The organism is Kitasatospora sp. NPDC057223 (genome assembly GCF_042669755.1).
Classification (GTDB): Bacteria; Actinomycetota; Actinomycetes; order Streptomycetales; family Streptomycetaceae; genus Kitasatospora.
Window position 1 is genome coordinate 1 of sequence record NZ_JBHUWW010000150.1, and the last position, 20,808, is coordinate 20,808.

A 20,808-nucleotide genomic window follows, 5' to 3' on the forward strand; every position below is an offset into this window, starting at 1 on the left:
GCAGCGGACCGCCCTTCGGCTGAGGGTGGGGAGGAAGGTCAGGTCAGATCTTGGCCCACGCGTCGGTGAGGCTGACCCGCAGGATCTGCTCGATCTCGTCGAAGGTCGACTGGTCGGAGATCAGCGGCGGGGCCAGCTGGATGACCGGGTCGCCACGGTCGTCGGCGCGGCAGTACAGGCCGTTGTCGTAGAGCGCCTTCGACAGGAAGCCGTAGAGCACGCGCTCGACCTCGTCGTCGTTGAAGGACTCCTTGGTGACCTTGTCCTTGACGAGCTCGATGCCGTAGAAGAAGCCGTTGCCGCGGACGTCGCCGACGATCGGGAGGTCGCGCAGCTTGTCCAGGGTGCCGAGGAAGTTCGCCTCGTTGTCCAGGACGTGCTGGTTCAGGCCCTCGCGCTCGAAGATGTCGAGGTTCGCCAGCGCCACCGCGGAGGACACCGGGTGGCCGCCGAAGGTGTAGCCGTGCAGGAAGGTGTTGTCGCCCTTGTAGAACGGCTCGGCGAGGCGGTCCGAGATGATCGTGGCGCCGATCGGGGAGTAGCCCGAGGTCATGCCCTTGGCACAGGTGATCATGTCGGGCTGGTAGCCGAACTTGTCCGCGCCGAACATGGTGCCGAGGCGGCCGAAGGCGCAGATGACCTCGTCCGAGACGAGCAGCACGTCGTGGCGGTCGCAGATCTCGCGCAGGCGGGCGAAGTACCCGGGCGGCGGCGGGAAGCAGCCGCCGGCGTTCTGCACCGGCTCGACGAAGACGGCGGCGACGGTCTCGGCGCCCTCGAACAGGATCGCCTGCTCGATCTCGTCGGCGCACCAGCGGCCGTAGGCCTCGGGGTCGATCACACCGTCGCGCTCCAGGAAGGCGGGGGCGCGGTAGATGTTGGTGTTCGGGGCCTTGTGGGTGCCCGGCACCAGCGGCTCGAACGGGGCCTTCAGACCCGGCAGGCCGGTGATGGACAGGGCGCCCTGCGGGGTGCCGTGGTAGGCGACGGCCCGCGAGATGACCTTGTACTTGGTCGGCTTGCCGACCAGCTTGAAGTACTGCTTGGCGAGCTTCCAGGCGGTCTCGACGGCCTCGCCGCCACCGGTGGAGAAGAAGACCTTGTTGAGGTCGCCCGGGGCGTAGTTGGCGAGGCGCTCGGCCAGCTCGATGGCCTTCGGGTGGGCGTAGCTCCACACCGGGAAGAAGGCGAGCTCCTTGGCCTGCTTGGCGGCGGCCTCGGCCAGCTCCTCGCGGCCGTGGCCGGCCTGGACGACGAACAGGCCGGCGAGGCCGTCCAGGTACTTCTTGCCCTTGTCGTCCCAGACGTAGGTGCCCTTGCCCTTGACGATCGTCGGCACGGGGGAGTTCTCGTACGACGACATGCGGGTGAAGTGCATCCACAGGTGGTCGTAGGCGGTCTTCGAAAGGTCCTTCTGTGCCGGGTCGGCGGTCATCGGGTGCCCCAGGTGTAGGTCTGTTTCCGGAGCTTCAGATAAACGAAGCTCTCGGTGCTCCGCACGCCGGGAAGCGAGCGGATGCGCTTGTTGATCAGTTCGAGCAGGTGCTCGTCGTCCTCGCAGACCAGTTCGGCCAGCAGATCGAACGAGCCTGCGGTGCAGACCACGTAGTCGACCTCGTCGAGGGCGGCCAGCGCGTCCGCAACGGATTCGATGTCCCCCTCGACGTTGATCCCGACCATGGCCTGCCGGGTGAACCCGACGGTCAGGGGGTCGGTGACGGCGACGATCTGCATCACGCCTTGGTCGAGCAGCTTCTGGACGCGCTGGCGCACGGCCGCCTCGGACAGGCCGACGGCCTTGCCGATGGCGGCGTACGGGCGCCGCCCGTCCTCCTGGAGCTGCTCGATGATCGCCTTGGAGGCGGAGTCGAGTGGAACGCTGGGGTTCCGGTCGCGGTTGGCCACATCGCCACTGTGCCTGATCGGGTGGAGTGTGCGCAAGCGCGGAAACTGCTGATTTCGTCGTGCTCCCGGAAATAGCGTGCGGATTTCATCGTTGTTTCGACTCCGCCCTGTCGAGAACGGCAGTCCACCGGTTAGCCTTGCCAGGTACGCGCCCACCTCCGCCGGAGGCGTGCGCACCCTACGAGTGGACCGCGCCGGCCTCGGCCCGGCCACTCGGCGCCCGACGTACCATGGCGCCGGATTCTGCAACGCCGCAGGCCCAGACCGAGGAGAGACCCGTGAGCGACCTTCGAACGCTGCGCAACTACATCAACGGTGAGTTCGTCGATGCGGCGGACGGCCGCACGCTGGAGATCGTGGATCCGACCACCGGCGAGGCGTACGCCACCTCCCCGCTGTCCGGCCCTGCCGACGTCGACGCCGCGATGGCCGCCGCCGCCACCGCCTTCCCGGTCTGGCGCGACTCCACCCCGAGCACCCGGCAGAAGCTGCTGCTGAAGATCGCGGACGCGGTCGAGGCGCGCGCCGACGAGCTGGTGGACGCCGAGTGTCGCAACACCGGCAAGCCGCGCGGGCTCACCAGGTCCGAGGAGATCGGCCCGATGGCCGACCAGATCCGCTTCTTCGCCGGCGCCGCCCGCCTGCTGGAGGGCAAGGCCGCGGGCGAGTACATGGACGGGATGACCTCGATCGTCCGCCGCGAGCCGGTCGGTGTCTGTGCCCAGGTCGCGCCCTGGAACTACCCGATGATGATGGCCGTGTGGAAGTTCGCGCCGGCCATCGCCGCGGGCAACGCCGTCGTACTCAAGCCCTCGGACACCACGCCGGCGTCCACCGTCCTGCTCGCCGAGATCATCGGCGGCATCCTGCGGGACATGGAGCTGCCGGCCGGCATCTTCAACGTGATCTGCGGCGACCGGGAGACCGGGCGGCTGATGGTCGAGCACCGCACCCCCGCGATGGCCTCCATCACCGGCTCCGTGCGGGCCGGCATGCAGGTCGCCGAGTCCGCCTCCAAGGACGTCAAGCGCGTCCACCTGGAGCTGGGCGGCAAGGCCCCGGTCGTGGTCTTCGAGGACGCCGACATCGCCGAGGCCGTCGAGGGCATCTCGGTGGCGGGCTACTTCAACGCCGGCCAGGACTGCACCGCCGCCACCCGCGTGCTGGTGCACGAGTCCATCCACGACGCTTTCGTGCAGGCCCTCGCCAAGGCCGCCGCCGAGACCAGGACCGGCGGCGTCGACGACGAGGACGTGCTGTACGGCCCGCTGAACAACGCCAACCAGCTGAAGCAGGTGAGCGGCTTCATCGAGCGGCTCCCGGCCCACGCCAAGGTCGAGGCCGGCGGTCACCGGGTCGGCGAGGTCGGCTACTTCTACGCCCCGACCGTGGTCTCCGGCCTGAACCAGGACGACGAGATCATCCAGAACGAGGTCTTCGGCCCGGTCATCACCGTGCAGAAGTTCTCCGACGAGGACCAGGCCGTCGACTACGCCAACGGGGTGGAGTTCGCGCTCGCCTCCTCGGTCTGGACGAAGGACCACGCCCGCGCCATGCGGATGTCCCGCCGGCTCGACTTCGGCTGCGTGTGGATCAACACCCACATCCCGCTGGTCGCCGAGATGCCGCACGGCGGCTTCAAGAAGTCCGGCTACGGCAAGGACCTCTCCTCGTACGGCTTCGAGGACTACACCCGCGTGAAGCACGTCATGACCGCGATCTGACGGTCCGCCACGACCACGATCTGACGGTCCGCCCGCGCGGCGGAAGGGGCCCGGACCATAGTCCGGGCCCCTTCGCGCACCCCGGGTGCGGCGCCCGGCCTGTCATCCTGTCGGCCGATCGCCCGACCGGCTGACAGGATGAAGCTGCCCGCCGGGCGCGCGGCTGCCTACTCTTGCGGCATGAGCATCCCCACCGCTGACTCAGCCGCCGGGCAGGCAGTCAAGGCCGCCGACCGCGCGCACGTCTTCCACTCGTGGTCCGCCCAGGCCCTGATCGACCCCCTCGCGGTGGCCGGCGCCGAGGGCTCGTACTTCTGGGACTACGACGGCAACCGCTACCTGGACTTCTCCTCGCAGCTGGTCAACACCAACATCGGGCACCAGCACCCCAAGGTGGTCGCCGCGATCCAGGAGCAGGCCGCCAAGCTCTGTACCATCGCCCCCGGCTTCGCCGTCGAGTCGCGCAGCGAGGCCGCCCGGCTGATCGCCGAGCGCACCCCCGGCGACCTCGACAAGATCTTCTTCACCAACGGCGGCGCCGAGGCGAACGAGAACGCCATCCGGCTCGCCCGGCTGCACACCGGCCGGCAGAAGGTCATGTCCACCTACCGCTCGTACCACGGCGCCACCGCCAACGCGATCGCCCTCACCGGCGACCCGCGCCGCTGGGCCAACGAGACCGGTGTCTCCGGCGTCGTCCACTTCTGGGGCCCGTACGCGTACCGCTCCAACTTCCACGCCGAGAACGAGGCGCAGGAGTGCGAGCGCGCGCTGGAGCACCTGGAGCAGGTGATCGCGTTCGAGGGGCCCGGCACCGTCGCGGCGATCATCCTGGAGACCGTCGTCGGCACCGCCGGCATCCTGATCCCGCCGGCCGGCTACCTGGCGGGCGTCCGCGAGATCTGCGACCGGTACGGGATCGTCTTCATCCTGGACGAGGTGATGGCCGGCTTCGGCCGCACCGGCGAGTGGTTCGCCGCCGACCACTGGGGCATCACCCCTGACCTGCTCACCTTCGCCAAGGGCGTCAACTCCGGCTACGTGCCGCTGGGCGGCGTCGCGATCAGCGACGAGATCGCGGCCACCTTCGCCGAGCGCGCCTTCCCGGGCGGTCTCACCTACTCCGGCCACCCGCTGGCCTGTGCCTCCGCCGTCGCGACGATCAACGCCATGGCCGAGGAGGGCATCGTCGAGAACGCGAAGCAGATCGGCGAGAACGTGCTCGGCCCCGGTCTGCGCGCGCTGGCCGAGCGTCACCCGTCGATCGGCGAGGTCCGCGGCCTGGGTGTGTTCTGGGCACTCGACCTGGTGAAGAACCGCGAGACCCGCGAGCCGATGGTGCCGTACAACGCGGCCGGCGCCGCCAACGCGCCGATGGCCGAACTGGCCGCCGCCTGCAAGCAGCGCGGGCTGTGGCCCTTCGTCAACATGAACCGCTTCCACGTGGTGCCGCCGTGCACCGTCACCGAGGAGGAGGCCAAGACCGGCCTCGCGGTGCTCGACGAGGTGCTCACGCTGACGGACGCCCACACCGTCTGACCACACATCAGGACTCATCGGTCCGGCCCCGGGCAGCGCCCTGCCCGGGGCCGTCCCATGTTCCGAAAGGCCTCACCTTGCGCACCACGCTCTCCCGTCGTGCCGTCCTCGGCTCCGGCGCCGGCCTGCTCGGCGCCGGAGCGCTGACCGGCTGCGGCATCCCCTCCGCGTACGTTCCCGAAGGCCGGCGCTCCGGCGCCGACCGGTCGGAGCAGGACCAGAAGCTGGTCTTCTCCAACTGGACGCAGTACATCGACGTCGACGAGGACACCGGCGGGCGGCCGACGCTCGACGGCTTCAGCGAGGAGACCGGCATAGCCGTCACCTACACCGAGGACATCAACGACAACGACGAGTTCTTCGGCAAGATGGGCCCGGTCCTCACCCAGGGCAGCGACCCCGGCCGCGACCTGATGGTGGTCAGCGACTGGATGGCCGGGCGCTACGTCGCGCTCGGCTGGGTGCAGGCGCTGGACCGGTCCAACCTGCCCAACGTCACCGAGCACCTCGACCCGCAGCTGGGCGATCCCGCCTTCGACCCCGGCCGCGCCCGCAGCGTGCCCTGGCAGTCGGGCATCACCGGCATCGCCTACAACCGCCGGGCGCTCGGCCGCGAGCTGCGCAGCACCGCCGACCTCTGGGCCCCCGACCTCAAGGGGCGGGTGACGCTGTTCGCCGGCCTGGACGAGGCCATCGGGCTGCTGATGCTCGCGAACGGCAGCGACATCGCCGCCTTCGACGCCGACGACGCGCACCGTGCGATGGACCAGGTGCAGAAGCTCGTCGACAGCCGGCACATCCGCCGTTTCACCGGCAACGACTACACCAGTGACCTGGCCTCCGGCGCGGCCGTCGCCTGCCAGGCGTACTCGGGGGACGCGATCCAGCTGAAGGCCGACAACCCCGACATCGAGTTCGTGGTGCCGGAGGAGGGCGGCGAGCTGTGGTCGGAGAGCCTTCTGGTGCCCAACCGGGCCCGGCACAAGCAGAACGCCGAGCGGCTGATCGACCACTACTACCGGCCCGAGGTCGCCGCCGAGCTGGCCGCCTTCGTCCAGTACATCTGCCCGGTGCCGGCCGCCCGCGACATCCTGGCGGACAGCGGGGACGCGGACAGCGCCGCCCTCGCGGAGGAGCCGCTGGTCTTCCCCACCGACGGGATGCGGGCCCGGCTGCACACCATGCGGGACGTCACCGCCGCCGAACGGCCCGACTTCCACCGGGTGTGGGGGCGGATCACCGGCGTCTGACCGGCCCCGCGCCGCCTCAGCGGCGGACGGCGTCCAGCGCCAGCAGCGCCACGTGCAGCGACAGGCAGGACTCCACCTGGTCCAGGTCGACGGAGAGGATCCGCTCGACCTTGTGCAGCCGGTCGTAGAACGACGGTCTGGACAGGTGCGCCGCATCCGCCGCCGCAGACTTGTTGCGGCCCTGCTCCAGGTAGATCCGCAGCATCTGCACCAGCTGCCCGCCGTGCTCCGCGTCGTACGCCAGCAGCGGGCCCAGCTCGCGTTCCACGTACGTCTGCAGCCGGGCGTCGTCGCGCAGCAGGTGGAGCAGGCCGCGCAGCCTGACGTCGGGCAGGCGGTAGTACGCGGCGGCCCGCCCGCCGGGGGCGTCGTGCAGGGCGGCGTCGGCGACCTGGGTGGCCTCCAGCAGGGTGCGGCGGGCGTCGCGCACCGAGCCGACCGAGGAGCCCACGGCCACCACCGGTTCGAACACCTGCGGGGGGACGGGCTGCGCCCCGCCGCCGGCCGCGTCCCGGCCGGTGTCGGCGGCCAGCCTGCGCAGGGCGGCGGCGAAGGCGTCCAGCGCGCTGTGCTCGTCCTGCTGCGAGCCGAGCGCGATCAGCACGCCGACGCCCTCGTCGTCCAGCGCGCCGACCAGGGCCGACAGCCGGCACGCCCGGACGGCGGTGGCCGCCAGCTCGGTGAAGTCGCGCAGCCGGGCCTGCGCCTCCAGCGCGGCCGGGCTGGGCCCGCGACGCTGGCGCAGCACCACGCCGACCAGCCGCCGGCCCTCCAGCGGCACGCCCAGGGCCTGGGCCCGCAGCGCCACCTCGGAGACGGTCAGGGCGTGGGTGAGGATGCCCGACAGCAGCGTCCGGTGGGTCTGGCGCTCCAGGCTCTCCCGGTCACGCACGACCAGCCGGTTGAGCGCGAGCGTGGCGGCTCCGCGCTCCAGCAGCATCGCGTGCGGGTGCGCCAGGCCGTCCGGGAGCGGGCCCGGGTCGTCGACCAGGATCAGCCGGCCCCAGTCCTGCCCGCGGGCGCCGACCGCCGTCACCAGCCACCCGCTGCGCGGGTCGTGGCCGGTGCGGCCGGGCGGGCGGACCCCGCGGGAGCGCCGCTCCCAGCCCTCCAGCAGCTCGGTCTCCAGGTGGCCGGCCGTGTCGTGGGCGAGCACCTGGTGGGCCAGGTTCTCCAGGACGACGGGCGCGCCGGCCATCCGGGCGACCTGGCGGACCACCTCGGCGGGTTCGGCGCCCTCCACGGCGAGCTCGTTGAAGACCTGGTGGACGGCCTCGGAGATGCGCAGCTGCTCCAGCTGCGCGTTGACGACCAGGGCGTGCACGGCCTCGGTGACGGCGACGAAGCGCAGCTCGCGGCGGAGGGCGATCAGCGGCAGTCCGCGCTGTTCGGCGGCGTGCACCAGGGCGCGGGGCAGGTTGTCGAAGTAGCGCCGGCCGAACTCGATGACCAGCCCGGCGACGCCGACCTCGTCCAGCTCCCGGACGTAGCGGGCCAGGCCCTCGCGGTCCTCGGGCAGGGCGATGCCGGTGGTGAGCACGAGTTCGCCGCCCTGCAGCATGCCGGCCACGTCCGGCAGCTCGCTGACGTGCACCCAGCGGACGGGGCGTTCCAGGTGGGCTGCGCCGGCCACCACCTGGGGCAGGCCGCGCCGCATCACCTCCAGGTCGAGCACGTGGGCGACGGTGGGGAGCACGTCGGTCCTCCGGGAGCGGGGTGGGGGCACGGGCGGGGGCGGGTCGGCACGGTGCGGGTGAGCACTGTGTCAGGGAAATCATCCCTCGTGGCGACGACCTGTCGCCCGAATCGAACCCTTGCACCCTGTAAGGCCATCTGTGCCGAGGCTGCCGGAGTGGTCCTTGTCACCCCGGCCCGCCACGAGGCATCGTCAGCGAGTCGGCTGCGGCAAACCTGCTGTGGCGAATCGCGGACATCACCTCGGAATCCGTCGCGTAACCAGAAAGAAACAACGGAATCCCTTGTAGGCGCAACGCTGTGGTGTCAGGATCACGCATCCCGGCGATCAACCGGACCGGATCCCCCGTACTGCGCCGGGCGGCGACTCGACCAGCCGCTCCGCCCGGCTACGGGATCGCGCCGACCTCGGCGTGCAGCATGCAGTGCAGCAGTGATCACGACATGCCGCAGCCGGACCACCGGGCACATGGAGGAACCAGAGATGGACCTGACCGACTTCAGCGCGGGCGCGCAGTACATCGCCGGCCGACAGATCCGGGGCACCGGGGAGGAGCCCTTCCAGGTCGTCAACCCGGCCGACGGCACCGTCGTCCAGCAGGTCACCCTGGCCTCCACCGCGGACGTCGACGCCGCCGTGGCCGCCGCCCGGGCCGCCCTCCCCGAGTGGGCCGGCGCCACCCCCGGTGCCCGGTCCGAGGCACTGCTGCGGCTCTCCGCCGTACTCGCCGGCGCGGCCGACGACCTCGCCCGGGTCGAGACCTCGCAGACCGGCAAGCCGATCAAGCTCTCCACCGAGTTCGACGTCCCCGGCACGGTCGACAACACCGCGTTCTTCGCCGGCGCCGCCCGCAACCTGGAGGGCAAGGCCGCGGGGGAGTACTCCGGCGACCACACCTCGTACGTCCGCCGCGAGGCGATCGGCGTCGTCGGCTCCGTCTCGCCGTGGAACTACCCGCTGCAGATGGCCGCCTGGAAGATCCTCCCGGCCATCGCGGCCGGCAACACCATCGTGCTCAAGCCCGCCGAGCTGACCCCGCTGACCTCGCTGATGTTCGCCCGCGCCTGCACCGAGGCCGGCATCCCGGACGGCGTCGTCAACGTCGTCACCGGCGCCGGCCGCGGGGCGGGCGAGCACCTGGTCTCGCACCCCGGCGTCGCCATGGTGTCGTTCACCGGCTCCACCCCGGTCGGCAGGCGGGTCGCCGAACTGGCGAGCGCCACCGCCAAGCGCACCCACCTGGAGCTCGGCGGCAAGGCCCCCTTCGTGGTCTTCGACGACGCCGACCTGGACGCCGCGATCCACGGCGCCGTCGCCGGATCGCTCATCAACAGCGGCCAGGACTGCACCGCCGCCACCCGCGCCTACATCCAGCGCCCGCTGTACGAGGCCTTCGTGGCCGGCGTCGCCGAGCTCTTCGAGTCGGTCCGCCTCGGCGACCCGCTGAACCCGCGGACCGACCTCGGCCCGCTGGTCTCCTTCACCCACCGCGACCGGGTGGCCGGCTTCGTCGAGCGCGCCCGCGGCTACGGCGCCGTCATCGCGGCCGGCGGGCACGCCCCCGCGAAGGGCCACGACGGCACCGACCTCACCCGCGGCGCCTACTGGCGCCCCACGCTGATCACCGGCGTCGCCCAGGACAGCGAGGTCGTCCAGGGCGAGATCTTCGGCCCGGTGCTCGTCGCCCTGCCCTTCGACAGCGACGAGGAGGGCCTGCGCCTCGCCAACGACACCCCGTACGGCCTGGCCGCCTCCGCCTGGACCCGCGACATCCACCGCTCGCTGCGCGCCACCCGCGAGATCGCGGCGGGCTGCGTCTGGGTCAACGACCACATCCCGATCATCAGCGAGATGCCGCACGGCGGCTACAAGTCCTCCGGCTACGGCAAGGACATGTCGCAGTACTCACTCGACGAGTACACGCAGGTCAAGCACGTCATGTACGACACCACCGCGGTCGCCCGCAAGGACTGGCACCGCACCGTCTTCGGAGACAGATAACCCCTCGTGGACGGCCCGCCCACCCCCACCGCCGGCGGCGGGCCGTTCCCCTCACTTCCCCCGGGAGGGCGTTCCAGCATGGAGCTCAACGAGATCACCGACGGCCTGCCAGAGCCCGTCCGCAAGGCCTGGGAACGCAGTCTGACGAGCGGCCGCGCCGCCCTCACCCGCCGGACGATGCTCCGCGCCGCCGCCCTCACCGCCGGCGCCGGCACCCTCGCGGCCTGCGGCATCCCGCCGGCGAAGACGGCCGGCGGGGGCGACTCGGCGGCGAACGCCGCCGAGGACCACTCCGACAGCGACAAGGTGGTCAACTTCTCCAACTGGCCGCTCTACGTCGACACCGACGAGAACGACACCGAGAAGCACGGCACTCTCGACGCCTTCACCGCCGCCACCGGCATCAAGGTCAAGTACACCGAGGACGTCAACGACAACGTCGAGTTCTTCGGCAAGGTCAAGCCCCAGTTCGCCGCCGGCCAGGACACCGGCCGCGACGTCATGGTGCTCACCGACTGGATGGTCGCCCGGCTGATCCGGCTCGGCTGGGTGCAGAAGCTCAACCAGTCCAACGTCACCACGGCCATCACCAACATCGAGTCCCGCTTCCGCGCCCCCGACTGGGACCCGGGCCGGATGTACAGCTACCCCTGGGCCGGCATCCAGGTCGTCATCGCGTACAACTCGAAGGCCACCAAGGGCAAGCCCGTCACCAGCGTCAGCCAGCTGCTGGACGACCCCGAGCTCAAGGGCCGGGTCACCTTCCTGTCGGAGATGCGCGACACCATCGGGATGACCCTGCTCGACATGGACAAGGACCCGGCGAAGTTCACCGCCGACGACTACGCGGCCGCCGTCGCCCGTCTCCAGAAGGGCGTCGACAGCAAGCAGATCCGCAAGTTCACCGGCAACGACTACGGCCAGGAACTCTCCTCCGGCGACATCGCGGCCTGCCTGGCCTGGGGCGGCGACCTGATCCAGCTCAAGGCCGACAACCCCGACATCGAGTTCGTCATCCCGGAGAAGGGCTACGTCTCCTCCACCGACAACATGGTGATTCCGGCCAAGGCGGAGCACAAGGCCAACGCCGAGCACCTGATCGACTTCTACTACCGGCCGGAGATCGCCGCCCAGCTGACGGCCGGCATCGGTTTCGTCTCCGCCGTCACCGGCATGCAGGCCGAACTCACCGCCCTCGACCCGGACACCGCGGCGAACCCGCTGGTCGTCCCCACCCCCGAGATGGCGGCCAAGGTCCACGTCTTCCGCTCCCTGAACGAGGCCGAGGAGAGCGACTTCGAGGAGAAGTTCTCCAAACTGATCGGCGCCTGACCCCACCTGACGGCATCAGACCCAACGGCAGCAGACAGAGAGAGACCATGACAGAGCAGCTGCGCGACGCGGCCGCGGGCGGCGACGTCCGCCTCACCGGCATAGGCAAGACGTACGGCGCGTTCACCGCCGTCCACCCGCTCGACCTGACCGTCCCCCAGGGCTCCTTCTTCGCCCTGCTCGGTGCCTCCGGCTGCGGCAAGACCACCACGCTGCGCATGATCGCCGGCCTGGAGGAGCCCACCAGCGGCACCGTCGTGATCGGCGGCCAGGACGTCACCGCCCTGCCCCCGTACAAGCGGCCGGTCAACACCGTCTTCCAGAGCTACGCGCTCTTCCCGCACCTCGACATCTTCGAGAACGTCGCCTTCGGCCTGCGCCGCCGCGGCCGCAAGGACGTCAGGAAGCAGGTCGAGGACATGCTGGAACTGGTCGAACTCGGCCAGTACGCCCGGCGCAAGCCGCACCAGCTCTCCGGTGGCCAGCAGCAGCGCGTCGCCGTCGCCCGCGCCCTGATCAACCACCCGCAGGTGCTGCTCCTCGACGAGCCGCTCGGCGCCCTGGACCTCAAGCTGCGCCGCCAGATGCAGCTGGAACTGAAGCGGATCCAGACCGAGGTCGGCATCACCTTCGTCCACGTCACCCACGACCAGGAGGAAGCCATGACCATGGCCGACACCATCGCGGTGATGAACGGCGGCCGGGTCGAGCAGCTCGGAGCCCCCGCCGACCTGTACGAGAACCCCGCCAGCACCTTCGTGGCCAACTTCCTCGGCCAGTCCAACCTGATCCCCGCCCAGGTCACCGGCACCGAGGGCGCCGACCTGCTGCTCTCCGCGGGCGGCGTGCGGCTCGCGATGCCCAGGGCCCGCTGCGCCACCGGCGCCAAGGAGATCTACCTCGGCGTGCGCCCCGAGAAGATCACCATCGCCCACGCCTCCGCCGAGGTCGCCGACGGCCGCAACCGGCTCGGCGGCACCGTCGTCGACTCCAGCTTCATCGGCGTCTCCACCCAGTACGTGGTGCGCACCGACAGCGGCCAGGACATCGCCGTCTTCGAGCAGAACATGGAGCGCGACGCCCGGATCACCGCCGGTGCCCCGGTCGTCCTGCACTGGAACCCCGCGCACTCCTTCGGCATGGACGCCACCCAGGCGATCGACGCGGGCACGGGGGAGGCGGCGGCATGACGGCCACGACCGCACCGGCGCCCCCACAGGCGCCGCCCCCCGACGCCGACGCCCCCGCGACCGTCCGCAAGCCGCGTCGCAGGCTCACCGCCTACTGGCTGCTGCTCCCGGGCATCGCCTGGCTGGTGGTCTTCTTCGCGGTGCCGATGGTCTACCAGGCCTCGACCTCGCTGCAGACCGGCACCCTGGAGCAGGGCTTCAGTCTCACCTGGCACTTCGCCACCTACTGGGACGCCCTGGGCGAGTACAAGTGGCACTTCGTCCGCTCGTTCTCCTACGCGGCGACCGCCACCGTGCTCTGCCTGGCCATCGGCTACCCGCTCGCCTACACGATCGCCTTCAAGGCGGGCAAGCGCTGGCGCAACGTCATCCTGATCCTGGTGATCGCACCGTTCTTCACCAGCTTCCTGATCCGCACGCTGGCCTGGAAGACCATCCTGTCCGACGGCGGCCCGGTGGTCGGCGCACTCAACACGCTGCACATTCTGGACGTCACCGGCGCGATCGGGCTCACCTCCGGCGACCGGGTGCTGGCCACGCCGCTCGCCGTGGTCTGCGGCCTGACGTACAACTTCCTGCCGTTCATGATCCTGCCGCTCTACACCTCGCTGGAGCGGATCGACCCGCGCCTGCACGAGGCGGCCGGCGACCTGTACGCGCGCCCCTTCACCACGTTCCGCAAGGTGACGTTCCCGATCTCGCTGCCGGGCGTCGTCGCCGGCACGCTGCTCACCTTCATCCCCGCGTCCGGTGACTACATCAACGCCCAGCTGCTCGGCTCGCCGAGTGAGCAGATGGTCGGCAACGGCATCCAGAAGCAGTTCCTGAACGTCCTGGACTACCCGACCGCCGCAGCACTCAGCTTCATTCTGATGGCCCTGATCCTGGGCATGGTGACGGTCTACATGCGCAAGGCCGGGACGGAGGAACTGGTCTGATGTCCCGAATCTTCACGTGGATCCGCGCCCACCTGGTGGTGCTGGCGGGCGTTCTCGCCCTCGCCTACCTGGTGCTGCCCAACCTGGTCGTGCTCGCCTTCTCGTTCAACAAGCCGCAGGGCAAGTTCAACTACGAGTGGTCCGAGTTCTCCACCGACGCCTGGACCGACCCGTGCGGCGTCGCCGACATGTGCCAGTCCCTGTCGCTCAGCCTTCAGGTCGCGGTGCTCGCCACGCTCGGGGCCACGGTGCTCGGCACCATGGTCGCCTTCGCGCTGGCCCGGTTCCGGTTCCGCGGCCGGGGCGCCACCAGCGCGCTGATCTTCCTGCCGATGGCGATGCCCGAGGTCGTGATGGCCGCCTCGCTGGGCACCCTCTTCCTCAACATGCGCATCCCGTTCGGCTTCGTCACCATCCTGATCGCGCACATCATGTTCTGCCTGAGCTTCGTGGTGACGGCGGTCAAGGCACGCGTGATGAGCATGGACCCGCGGCTGGAGCAGGCCGCCCAGGACCTCTACGCCACCCCGGTGCAGACCTTCCTGCGGATCACCCTGCCGCTCGCCGCCCCCGGTATCGCGGCCGGCGCGCTGCTCAGCTTCGCGCTCTCCTTCGACGACTTCATCATCACCCAGTTCAACTCCGGCCCGACCACCGTGACCTTCCCGATGTTCGTCTGGGGAGCCTCACAGCGCGGCATCCCCGTCCAGGTGAACGTGATCGGCACAGCCATGTTCATCGCCGCGGTCCTGCTGACCGTCGGCGGCCAGTGGCTCGGGAACCGCCGCAAGGCGAGCGCCTGACCTCCGGCCGGGGCCGCTCCGGCCTGGGTACGCTCCACCTGTCGTACCGAAATCACCGTCAATGTCCAGAAAGTGGCTGATAATGCATGGATTCCGCCCGCGCGCTCAGTGACGCCAGGCCCACCCCCTTCTGGCTGGAGGATCCGGGCCGGCCGCAGGCGCTGCCCGCCCTCGTCGGCGACACCACCTGCGACCTGTTGGTCGTCGGCGGCGGCTACTCCGGCCTGTGGACGGCGCTGATCGCCAAGGAACGGGACCCGTCGCTCGACGTCGTCCTGGTCGAGGGCCACGAGGTCGGCTGGGCCGCGTCCGGGCGCAACGGCGGGTTCTGCGCCGCCAGCCTCACCCACGGCTTCGGCAACGGACTGCAGCGCTGGCCCGGTGAACTGGCCGAGCTGGAGCGCCAGGGCGCGGCCAACCTCCAGGCCATCGAGGACACCCTCAAGCGCTACGCCATCGACGCGGAGTGGGAGCGCACCGGCGAGATCGACGTCGCCACCGAGCCGCACCAGCTGGAGGAACTGCACGAGATCGCCGAGGCCGTCGCCGAGCACGGCCTCGACCTCACCTTCCTGGACGCCGACGCGCTGCGCGCCGAGGTCGACTCGCCCACGTTCCTGGGCGGCCTCTGGGACAAGGAGGGCGTGGCGATGGTCCACCCGGCCAAGCTGGCCTGGGGCCTGAAGCAGGCCTGCCTCGGCCAGGGCGTACGGATCTTCGAGCACACCAGGGCCACCGCGCTCGCCGAGCACGGCAGCGGGATGGCCGTGCGCACCACGTACGGCCGGGTCTTCGCCCGCCGGGTCGCGCTCGGCACCAACGTCTTCCCCTCCCTGGTGAAGCGGGTCCGGCCGTACGTGGTGCCGGTCTACGACTACGCCCTGATGACCGAGCCGCTCAGCGCGGCGCAGCTCGCCTCGATCGGCTGGAGCGGCCGGCAGGGGCTCGGCGACAGCGCCAACAAGTTCCACTACTTCCGGCTCTCCGCCGACAACCGCATCCTGTGGGGCGGCTACGACGCGGTCTACGAGTTCGGCGGCAAGGTGCGGCACGAGTACGACCAACGGCCGGAGACCTTCCGCACGCTGTCGGGCAACTTCTTCCGCTGCTTCCCGCAGCTGGAGGGGATCGGCTTCACCCACGCCTGGGGCGGCGCCATCGACACCTGCACCCGGTTCTCCGCCTTCTTCGACACCGCCTACGGGGGCCGGGTCGCGTACGCGGCCGGCTACACCGGTCTCGGCGTCGGTGCGACCCGGTACGGCGCGGAGGTCATGCTCGACCTGCTGGCCGGGGCCCGCACCGAGCGGACCGCGCTGGAGATGGTGCGCAGCAAGCCGCTGCCCTTCCCGCCGGAGCCGGTGCGGTGGGCCGGGATCGAGATGACCAAGTGGTCGCTCGACCGCGCGGACCGCAACGGCGGCCGCCGCAACCTGTGGCTGCGGACGCTCGACCGGCTGGGGCTCGGCTTCGACAGCTGAGGCCGGACCCGGGCCCGTCGCCGTCCGGTTCCGGGGCGCACCCCTGCACGGGGGTGCGCCCCGGTGCGTTGTGCGCAGCCGCAGCCAACTGTGCAGAAGCGGTGCAGCTCGGCGGAACGCTGTAAGACCCCTCACTCTTGAGCCTCTCCCTGTTGACGGCGAGTCCAGGAACGCGCCGCACCGAGCGAGCAGAGGACACCACGCGATGGAGAGCACCGGACCGATCAGCGCACTGGACTGGCTCGCCGAGGCCTCCCCGGACCCGCAGGCCTGCCGGCGGGAGTGGCAGCGCACCGGCGCGGGCCTCCAACTGCTGCCCGCCGGCCGGCGCTGGGACGTCCTGATGGTGCCCGGCCCGCTCGGCCGCCCGGCGCTCGCCGTCCTGGCCCGCACCCTGCGCGGGCCCGGGCCGGTGCTGGCCGACTTCGGGGACGAGAACCTCGGCTTCCTCGTCCCCGCCGGAACGGCCGCCCGCTGGCTCGGCACCGGTGTACGCGTCGCCGGCGAGGGGACGTGGGTCGTCGTCCCGCACCCGGCCCGGCGCAGCAGCGGCGTCCGCTGGCTGGTGCCGCCCGACGGATCCGGACTGCTCAACGACCCCGTTCTGCTGGAGCTGGCGCTGCACGAGGCCGCCGCCGACCTGGGCACGAACCGGGCGGCAGCGGGCGGGAACCGGCCGCAGGGCCATCCGGAGCAAGGAGCCGACGACCTGTAAGGCTGAATCCCGGATACCCGTCAGCCTGCTCGTTGAGACGGTGCTCCCCGAGGACCAGACTGGGCAGTGAGCGCGGTAGCCCCGTGATCCCGTCGCCCGGACGATTCCCCGGGCGGCGCCGTAACAACGGGACCGGCGGCAGGAGTGCCGCCCGGGACTTCGGAGGCAGACGATCTTGAGCAAGCCCATCGTGACCAAGCACCTCACCCACTGGATCGGCGGCGCGTCCGTCGCCACCGCCGGCTCCGCCCCGCGCCGCGGCGAGATCTTCGACCCGGCCACCGGCCAGGTGGCGGGTCACGTCGACTTCGCGGAGATCGCCGAGGTCGACCAGGCGGTCGCCGCCGCGGCCGCCGCCTTCGCCGACTGGCGCAACGCCTCGGTGGCGAGGCGGACCACCGTGCTCTTCAACTTCCGCGAGCTGCTCAACTCCCGCAAGGACGAGCTGGCCTCGATCATCGTCTCCGAGCACGGCAAGGTGCACTCGGACGCCCTGGGCGAGATCGCCCGCGGCCAGGAGGTCGTCGAGTACGCCTGCGGGATCCCGCAGCTGATCAAGGGCGGCTTCACCGAGCAGGCCTCCACCGGCGTGGACGTGTACTCGATCCGTCAGCCGCTCGGCCCGGTCGCCGTCATCTCGCCGTTCAACTTCCCGGCCATGGTGCCGATGTGGTTCTTCCCGATCGCCATCGCGGCGGGCAACACCGTCGTGCTGAAGCCCTCGGAGAAGGACCCGTCCGCCGCCAACTTCATCGCGGAGCTGTGGAAGGAAGCCGGCCTGCCGGACGGCGTCTTCAACGTCGTCCACGGCGACAAGGCGGCCGTCGACCGCCTGCTGGAGCACCCGGACGTCAAGTCGGTCAGCTTCGTCGGCTCCACCCCGATCGCCCGCTACGTCTACGAGACGGGCACCCGCTACGGCAAGCGCGTCCAGGCCCTGGGCGGCGCCAAGAACCACATGCTCGTCCTGCCCGACGCGGACCTCGACCTCAGCGCCGACGCGGCCATCAACGCCGGCTTCGGCGCGGCGGGCGAGCGTTGCATGGCCGTCTCCGTCCTCGTCGCGGTGGACCCGATCGGCGACGAGCTGGTCGACAAGATCAAGCAGCGGATGGCCACCCTCAAGGTCGGCCCCGGCTGCAACGGCGACTCCGACATGGGTCCGCTCGTCACCGGCCAGCACCGGGACAAGGTCACCTCCTACGTCGAGTCCGGTGTCGCGGACGGCGCGGAGCTGGCCGTGGACGGCCGCAAGCACGCGATCGCGGGCGAGGACGCCAACGGCGCGCCCACCACGGACGGCTTCTGGCTCGGCCCGACCCTCTTCGACCACGTGAAGCCCGGCATGTCCGTCTACAACGACGAGATCTTCGGCCCGGTGCTCTCGGTGGTCCGCGTCGCCTCGTACGACGAGGGCCTGGCGCTGATCAACTCCAACCCCTACGGCAACGGCACGGCCATCTTCACCAACGACGGCGGCGCGGCCCGGCGCTTCCAGCACGAGGTCGAGGTCGGCATGGTCGGCATCAACGTGCCGATCCCGGTGCCGGTCGCCTACTACTCCTTCGGCGGCTGGAAGGCCTCCCTGTTCGGTGACACCCACGCCTACGGGCCGGACGGCGTCCAGTTCTTCACCCGTGGCAAGGCCGTCACCCAGCGCTGGCTGGACCCGTCCCACGGCGGCATCAACCTGGGCTTCCCGACCAACTCCTGAACGGTGGCGGGCCGACCCCGGCGACCCGAGGGCCGCCCGGCCCGCCCGCCGTCCGTACGGTGGCGCTGCGCCGGGCGGCCCTCGGCCGTTCCGTCCAGCCGTCGTCCGGTTCAGTCCGCCGATGCGGGCCCGGCACCGTTGCGGCGCAGGGCCGCCCGCAGCGCGCGGGACGCGACCGGGCCCAGGCCGTCGACCACCTCGACCAGCGCACCCATCCGGTCCAGTGCGTCGAAGGCCGACGCGGCTCCGTCGCGGTCCACACCCTCGTACAGCTCCAGGCCGACGAACGCGGCGGAGACCGCCCGGGCCAGGCCGGGCAGATCGAGCAGCTCGACCAGCGGGTGGCCCTCGAACAGCCGGGTCAGTACCCGCTCGATCTCGTCGCTCCACAGCCGCAGCGCCGCGGCCGTGGCCTCCGCGAGCTGCGGGTTGCCCGGCGCCCCGGCCAGGAACTGCCCGAGCAGCGCGACATTGCCCTCGGCCCGCTCCTCCTCGTGCAGCTCCCGGCCCAGCCGCAGCAGGTCGCGCAGCGACCGCGCCTCGTCGAAGCGGGGCCGGAAGCGGTCGAGCCGGAGCGTGGTCTCCCGCAACGCGGCCGCAGCGAGCAGCCCCTCGACCGTCTTGAAGTGGTAGAAGACCAGAGCCTGGTTGGCCCCGGTCTCGGCGGCGATGGTCCGGGCGGAGATCCCCGCGATGCCGTGCCGCTTGAGCGCGCCGATGGCGGCCGTCATCAACCGTTCGCGCGTGTCGCTCATGCGGTGCAGGGTATCGGGCCCGGCCCGGCCGTCAGGTCCGGGCGCTCTCGCGCACCGGCCGCACGTACGCGGGCACGCCCAGGGCGTCCACCGGTACGTACTCGGCCGTGAAGGACCCGCTGTAACCGATCACCGGTCCCGCCACCGGATTGGTCACCCGTACGTCGATCCGGAAGCGCCCTGCCGCGTCGTCGAACCACTCGTGCACGGTCGCGCGGCCGGTCAGCGCCGCCGGGCAGCGGGGCGAGCCGGGCAGTGCGGACACCCGCTGGTCGCCGGAGGTGATCACCAGGCCGCCCTGCGGGCTCACCCGGAAGCCGAGGTCGACCGCCAGGTGCTGGCGGGTGCCGAGGAAGTCCACGACGGTGGCAGCCCGGCGGTCCGAGGCGACCATCGTGGCGTCGAAACGGCGCGGACGGGTGAACTGGAACGTGCGGACGAAGGTCACCGTCTCGCGCCCGAACCCGTCCTGGTAGGCGTAGTTGGCGATGGTGAACGGGACGTCGCGCCCCCGGTCGGGGAAGAGGATGTTGCTGCGGCTGCCGAGCCGGAGCACCGGTCCGGCAAGGCGGGAGCCACGCCACACCCGGTCCATCCGGCCGGTGCCCAGGCACGCGATGCCGTCCCGGCTGGAGAAGCCGAACCGCCGTCGGAGTTCGGGATGGAGCTCGTCGAACGCCGCGCCGAGAGCCTGCTGGAAGATCGAGCCGGTCGAGTGGGCAGGGGAGGTGGGGGGAGACGCCGATATGGCGGACGGGGTTTTCATGGTCCCTCCAGTTCGAGCAGCGCCCGGGGCGGCGCGGCGACGTCGTGCCGGGCGCGCGGGCGGCGCACACAGCGCCGGGCCGCCGGCGTGGTCGGCAGGGGTGGCGGGAGAAAGGTGAGCGGTAGAACCGCTGCCGCAAGAAGGGGCCGGCCCGCCCCGAACAGGCAGAGCGCGGCGGGCAGCAGGCGTAGCGACACCTCGGCGCAGGCCCGGGCCAACGATTCCTCCGGAGTGATGCCGCGCTCGGCCCACAGTCGAAGCCGGTCGAAGGACCACGCCGTCAGCCACCCGGTAAGGGGCCGCACACACCAGCGGTCGACCAGGGCACCCAGCGGACCGGGCCACCCGCGGTAGTCGTAGCCGGTGATGAAGCGGACCGTCCCGGAGGCCGGCTCCGGGACGTAGCGCCAGTAGCCGCTGCCCGACTGCAGCGGGGAGTAGGGGCCGTCCGCGGCGAACCGCAGCGCACTCACCCGGCTGCCGTCCGGGCGGTGCCGTTCGGTGCCCGTCACCCCCACCCCTGTCAGCACCGGTCCTGGCCGCCGGCCCAACGAGTAGCGGAAGCGGACCGGTGCCGGGCCGCCGCTGCCGTCGCCCTCGGGAGGGCCGGCTGACGGGAGGTGGCTGATGCGGGTGAACCGGGCGTCCCAACGCTCGTGCAGAGCGGGGGCCTGAGTGAGATTCCAGATCACGTCAAGGTCGGCACGGATCCCGACCTCGACATGGAGCGGCTTCACGGCGAGGCGAGCGGTGCGAGGCAAGACTGTCCCCCAGAACGAGTTGAGCGACTGCTCAAGGCCGATGCCGTCATCATGGCAGAGATTTGAGCGATCGCTCAAGAGTCGGGGGCGCCCAGGGGGCCGGCCGAGGTTTGCCTCTCGCCCCGGGATGGGCGTAGTGTTCCCTAGTCGCTCGGCAGGGAGCACCGGACACGCAGTCAGCGCGGACGGTCCCGGGGCGGCCACTCCACGAAACACCTTCCTCTGCATCGCCATGGGT

The 20,808-nt window shown here is 71.1% G+C and carries 17 protein-coding genes; 11 read left to right on the forward strand and 6 right to left on the reverse strand.

Going from position 1 to position 20,808, the window contains the following annotated elements:
• Positions 1 to 43: 43 nt before the first annotated feature.
• Positions 44 to 1,435, reverse strand: a complete 1,392-nt coding sequence (locus tag ACFUK0_RS34380) for an aspartate aminotransferase family protein (protein WP_380256885.1) — start codon at positions 1,433 to 1,435, stop codon at positions 44 to 46.
• Complete coding sequence (locus ACFUK0_RS34385) at positions 1,432 to 1,905, reverse strand: Lrp/AsnC family transcriptional regulator (protein ID WP_380256887.1); 474 nt, start codon at positions 1,903 to 1,905, stop codon at positions 1,432 to 1,434. The genes ACFUK0_RS34380 and ACFUK0_RS34385 overlap by 4 nt, the downstream gene beginning before the upstream one ends.
• 230 nt (positions 1,906 to 2,135) lie before the next feature.
• Between ACFUK0_RS34385 and ACFUK0_RS34390 the strand changes: the two genes are divergently transcribed.
• The 3 genes from ACFUK0_RS34390 to ACFUK0_RS34400 all read left to right on the forward strand — a co-directional run bounded on the left by ACFUK0_RS34390 (position 2,136) and on the right by ACFUK0_RS34400 (position 6,418).
• On the forward strand, positions 2,136 to 3,629 hold the full coding sequence (locus ACFUK0_RS34390; RefSeq protein ID WP_380256889.1) for a gamma-aminobutyraldehyde dehydrogenase: 1,494 nt from the start codon (positions 2,136 to 2,138) through the stop codon (positions 3,627 to 3,629).
• A gap of 180 nt (positions 3,630 to 3,809) precedes the next feature.
• The gene (locus tag ACFUK0_RS34395) at positions 3,810 to 5,168 is read left to right on the forward strand and encodes an aspartate aminotransferase family protein (RefSeq protein WP_380256891.1); all 1,359 of its coding nucleotides are present in this window, start codon (positions 3,810 to 3,812) and stop codon (positions 5,166 to 5,168) included.
• 77 nt (positions 5,169 to 5,245) lie between these two features.
• Entirely contained in the window at positions 5,246 to 6,418 is a 1,173-nt protein-coding gene (locus ACFUK0_RS34400) for a spermidine/putrescine ABC transporter substrate-binding protein (RefSeq protein WP_380256893.1), read from the forward strand.
• Positions 6,419 to 6,434: 16 nt separating this feature from the next.
• Here the strand turns inward: ACFUK0_RS34400 and ACFUK0_RS34405 are convergent, their stop codons facing one another.
• Complete coding sequence (locus ACFUK0_RS34405; protein WP_380256895.1) at positions 6,435 to 8,114, reverse strand: PucR family transcriptional regulator; 1,680 nt, start codon at positions 8,112 to 8,114, stop codon at positions 6,435 to 6,437.
• Positions 8,115 to 8,597: 483 nt separating this feature from the next.
• Between ACFUK0_RS34405 and ACFUK0_RS34410 the strand changes: the two genes are divergently transcribed.
• From ACFUK0_RS34410 to ACFUK0_RS34445, 8 genes are all read left to right on the forward strand, one after another.
• Positions 8,598 to 10,115 (forward strand): gamma-aminobutyraldehyde dehydrogenase, encoded by a 1,518-nt coding sequence (locus tag ACFUK0_RS34410; protein ID WP_380256897.1) that lies wholly within the window; start codon positions 8,598 to 8,600, stop codon positions 10,113 to 10,115.
• Between the two features lie 78 nt (positions 10,116 to 10,193).
• Positions 10,194 to 11,447 carry a spermidine/putrescine ABC transporter substrate-binding protein gene (locus ACFUK0_RS34415; protein ID WP_380256899.1) on the forward strand — a complete coding sequence of 418 codons (1,254 nt, stop codon included), beginning with the start codon at positions 10,194 to 10,196 and terminating at the stop codon, positions 11,445 to 11,447.
• 47 nt (positions 11,448 to 11,494) lie between these two features.
• Positions 11,495 to 12,637: an ABC transporter ATP-binding protein gene (locus ACFUK0_RS34420; RefSeq protein WP_380256901.1), complete on the forward strand. Its 1,143-nt coding sequence runs from the start codon at positions 11,495 to 11,497 to the stop codon at positions 12,635 to 12,637.
• Positions 12,634 to 13,575 carry an ABC transporter permease gene (locus ACFUK0_RS34425; RefSeq protein WP_380256903.1) on the forward strand — a complete coding sequence of 314 codons (942 nt, stop codon included), beginning with the start codon at positions 12,634 to 12,636 and terminating at the stop codon, positions 13,573 to 13,575. The genes ACFUK0_RS34420 and ACFUK0_RS34425 overlap by 4 nt, the downstream gene beginning before the upstream one ends.
• Positions 13,575 to 14,378 (forward strand): ABC transporter permease, encoded by an 804-nt coding sequence (locus ACFUK0_RS34430; RefSeq protein ID WP_380256905.1) that lies wholly within the window; start codon positions 13,575 to 13,577, stop codon positions 14,376 to 14,378. The genes ACFUK0_RS34425 and ACFUK0_RS34430 overlap by 1 nt, the downstream gene beginning before the upstream one ends.
• Before the next feature lie 86 nt (positions 14,379 to 14,464).
• Entirely contained in the window at positions 14,465 to 15,859 is a 1,395-nt protein-coding gene (locus ACFUK0_RS34435; RefSeq protein WP_380256907.1) for an NAD(P)/FAD-dependent oxidoreductase, read from the forward strand.
• A gap of 205 nt (positions 15,860 to 16,064) precedes the next feature.
• A complete protein-coding gene (locus ACFUK0_RS34440; protein WP_380256909.1) occupies positions 16,065 to 16,574 on the forward strand; it encodes a hypothetical protein in 510 nt (169 codons plus the stop codon).
• 187 nt (positions 16,575 to 16,761) lie between these two features.
• Complete coding sequence (locus ACFUK0_RS34445) at positions 16,762 to 18,288, forward strand: CoA-acylating methylmalonate-semialdehyde dehydrogenase (RefSeq protein ID WP_380256917.1); 1,527 nt, start codon at positions 16,762 to 16,764, stop codon at positions 18,286 to 18,288.
• A 110-nt stretch (positions 18,289 to 18,398) separates the two neighbouring features.
• Here ACFUK0_RS34445 and ACFUK0_RS34450 read toward each other — a convergent pair whose 3' ends face one another.
• The 3 genes from ACFUK0_RS34450 to ACFUK0_RS34460 are packed head-to-tail and all read right to left on the reverse strand — an operon-like array spanning position 18,399 to position 20,321.
• Positions 18,399 to 19,043, reverse strand: a complete 645-nt coding sequence (locus ACFUK0_RS34450) for a TetR/AcrR family transcriptional regulator (RefSeq protein ID WP_380256911.1) — start codon at positions 19,041 to 19,043, stop codon at positions 18,399 to 18,401.
• A 31-nt stretch (positions 19,044 to 19,074) separates the two neighbouring features.
• Positions 19,075 to 19,809, reverse strand: a complete 735-nt coding sequence (locus ACFUK0_RS34455; RefSeq protein ID WP_380256913.1) for a DUF4166 domain-containing protein — start codon at positions 19,807 to 19,809, stop codon at positions 19,075 to 19,077.
• Positions 19,806 to 20,321 (reverse strand): hypothetical protein, encoded by a 516-nt coding sequence (locus ACFUK0_RS34460; RefSeq protein ID WP_380256915.1) that lies wholly within the window; start codon positions 20,319 to 20,321, stop codon positions 19,806 to 19,808. The genes ACFUK0_RS34455 and ACFUK0_RS34460 overlap by 4 nt, the downstream gene beginning before the upstream one ends.
• Positions 20,322 to 20,808 lie beyond the last annotated feature (487 nt).

What these genes read in the sequence shown, in the direction of transcription:
- ACFUK0_RS34380 (WP_380256885.1), bottom strand. Translation starts at nt 1,435, where the DNA reads ATGACCGCCGACCCGGCACAGAAGGACCTTTCGAAGACCGCCTACGAC.
- ACFUK0_RS34390 (WP_380256889.1), top strand. Translation starts at nt 2,136, where the DNA reads ATGGCGCCGGATTCTGCAACGCCGCAGGCCCAGACCGAGGAGAGACCC.
- ACFUK0_RS34395 (WP_380256891.1), top strand. Translation starts at nt 3,810, where the DNA reads ATGAGCATCCCCACCGCTGACTCAGCCGCCGGGCAGGCAGTCAAGGCC.
- ACFUK0_RS34410 (WP_380256897.1), top strand. Translation starts at nt 8,598, where the DNA reads ATGGACCTGACCGACTTCAGCGCGGGCGCGCAGTACATCGCCGGCCGA.
- ACFUK0_RS34415 (WP_380256899.1), top strand. Translation starts at nt 10,194, where the DNA reads ATGGAGCTCAACGAGATCACCGACGGCCTGCCAGAGCCCGTCCGCAAG.
- ACFUK0_RS34420 (WP_380256901.1), top strand. Translation starts at nt 11,495, where the DNA reads ATGACAGAGCAGCTGCGCGACGCGGCCGCGGGCGGCGACGTCCGCCTC.
- ACFUK0_RS34425 (WP_380256903.1), top strand. Translation starts at nt 12,634, where the DNA reads ATGACGGCCACGACCGCACCGGCGCCCCCACAGGCGCCGCCCCCCGAC.
- ACFUK0_RS34430 (WP_380256905.1), top strand. Translation starts at nt 13,575, where the DNA reads ATGTCCCGAATCTTCACGTGGATCCGCGCCCACCTGGTGGTGCTGGCG.
- ACFUK0_RS34435 (WP_380256907.1), top strand. Translation starts at nt 14,465, where the DNA reads ATGGATTCCGCCCGCGCGCTCAGTGACGCCAGGCCCACCCCCTTCTGG.
- ACFUK0_RS34440 (WP_380256909.1), top strand. Translation starts at nt 16,065, where the DNA reads ATGGAGAGCACCGGACCGATCAGCGCACTGGACTGGCTCGCCGAGGCC.
- ACFUK0_RS34450 (WP_380256911.1), bottom strand. Translation starts at nt 19,043, where the DNA reads ATGAGCGACACGCGCGAACGGTTGATGACGGCCGCCATCGGCGCGCTC.
- ACFUK0_RS34455 (WP_380256913.1), bottom strand. Translation starts at nt 19,809, where the DNA reads ATGAAAACCCCGTCCGCCATATCGGCGTCTCCCCCCACCTCCCCTGCC.